The sequence below is a fragment of the Pseudoblastomonas marina genome, from assembly GCF_014641655.1.
GTDB lineage: Bacteria > Pseudomonadota > Alphaproteobacteria > Sphingomonadales > Sphingomonadaceae > Alteriqipengyuania_A > Alteriqipengyuania_A marina.
The window spans coordinates 753-1,033 of record NZ_BMID01000017.1; the positions used below are offsets into that span (position 1 = coordinate 753).

At 21.0% G+C, this 281-nt stretch carries 1 protein-coding gene; it reads left to right on the forward strand.

Annotated features, from left to right (window positions below):
• The coding region (locus IEW49_RS13375; protein WP_229658237.1) for a hypothetical protein at positions 1-191 on the forward strand (191 nt) is incomplete at its 5' end.
• Positions 192-281 lie beyond the last annotated feature (90 nt).

The window sequence follows — 281 nt, forward strand, 5'->3', positions numbered from 1 at the left end:
TTTCTATATTGAATTTAATGGTATCATTATTAGTATATATACTATTTGATTTTAGTAATAACCAATTTCAATTTATACAAGAACACTATGATTTGAGTTTTTATGATATATATTTAGGTGTGGATGGTATTTCAATATATTTTGTTTTATTAACTACAATAATAATACCTATAGCTTTAATGTCGAATTGAAATTCGATAACAAACAATGTAAAATCATACTTAATCATAATGTTATTATTGGAAACTTTGTTATTAGCAGTCTTTTTAGTCTTAGATATA